At 29.3% G+C, this 1,433-nt stretch carries 1 protein-coding gene; it reads right to left on the bottom strand.

Annotated features, from left to right (window positions below; genetic code table 11):
• Nucleotides 1-128: 128 nt before the first annotated feature.
• Entirely contained in the window at nt 129-1,322 is a 1,194-nt protein-coding gene (locus tag HMPREF3264_RS05410) for a restriction endonuclease subunit S (protein ID WP_070872307.1), read from the bottom strand.
• Nucleotides 1,323-1,433 lie beyond the last annotated feature (111 nt).

Genomic DNA, 1,433 nt, shown 5'->3' on the forward strand with positions numbered 1-1,433 from the left:
ATATAATTTAGCAAAATTATTTTCGTTGTCACGCACCAAGAAGGATGTCTCGAAAAGTTGTGATAATAAATGAGGTCTCAACCTCTCTAAATTATCGAAGCATTTTACATCATAAACATTTATCAGAATTACACGAACATCTTTTGAAGTAATCCTTGTTTTCGTTGTTTTAATAACCTAACTTTATTTGATTGTTTTTCAATTAACTTATCAAGACTATTCAAAAAGTTGCCTAGTTTCTTTTGCTCTTCAAAATTTGGTACTTTGACAATAATATTTTCAAATGTAGACTTATTTACAATTTGTGTAGCTGTTTTTCCCGCAATACGCTTCATATATTTAGATACTTTCTCAAATGCATAATATAAGAAATCTACATCGTTATTATCAATTGGAACTAGTGCATTTATTTGTTGGTTGCATGCTCCTACTTCTCTTAAAATTGCATTTTTTCCAATACTTGCTATACAAGTTATAAGTAAAGTATTCTTAGGCAACTGTCTAGCTTTTTTAAAACCTTCGTTACTTAACATATATTCACTACTTTTTAAATTCTTTGTATCATTTATATCTGTAGGTGTAACCCATATATAGTCTTTACTATCCCAATATTCACTTTGTTTTTTACTTGGTGTATTACCTGTACATACATTTCCTAATTCTTTAATTTTTTTAGTTTCCCATTTAGGATAATCATTTTCATTTTTATCTTTAAATCTTAATTCTTGTGTGAAAGTTTTTTGCATATAGCCTTTTTTCTGTTGTTCTAAAAGTTCAAGCTTCTCTTCTTCTAATTCAATTTGGCGGTCGAGTTTGCTAAAGAATTGACCAATTTTTAGTTGTTCCTCATAAGTAGGAGAATATATGGGCATTGATAGAAAAGTTTCTTGGTTAATACGTTTAGCTTTTCTACTGCCATTCGCTATGTCACCAAATTTCTTGTAAAATGATTTCATTTTAATTCTTTCAAGTAAAAATTTTGGTGAACCATCAATGAAATCAAAACTAGGAGAATCAATCGTACTTTCAAAATTATTTAATTCTACAGGAACAATACCGAAAGCACAATTTAAAAAGTCAAGTTTTCCATACATCAATTGGCCAGATTTTCTAATATAATATTGAGTATTATCACTACCTTTAAACGTTTCTTGTTTAGGAACAACCCCTTTCCCCCATAATTTAACAGTTAATTTTTTTGCTTTACTTCCTAAATTACCTTTGATTCTACTCTCCTTAAGAAAGTGACTAATTTTGTAATTATGCCACTCTTCATTAAATTCTGGAAATCTTAGTTCTGGAGTATTTTGTTGTTTAGTCATTGTTCAACACTCCTAGTTCTTTGAGGTATTCGTTGATTTCTAATTCTACGTCAGCGATATCTTTATCAATGTCTTTGAGTTGTTGTTGGACTTGGTCTAAATCGATCGGTT

Origin of the sequence: Staphylococcus sp. HMSC62A08 (assembly GCF_001839105.1) — a bacterium.
GTDB classification, from domain to species: Bacteria; Bacillota; Bacilli; order Staphylococcales; family Staphylococcaceae; genus Staphylococcus; species Staphylococcus caprae.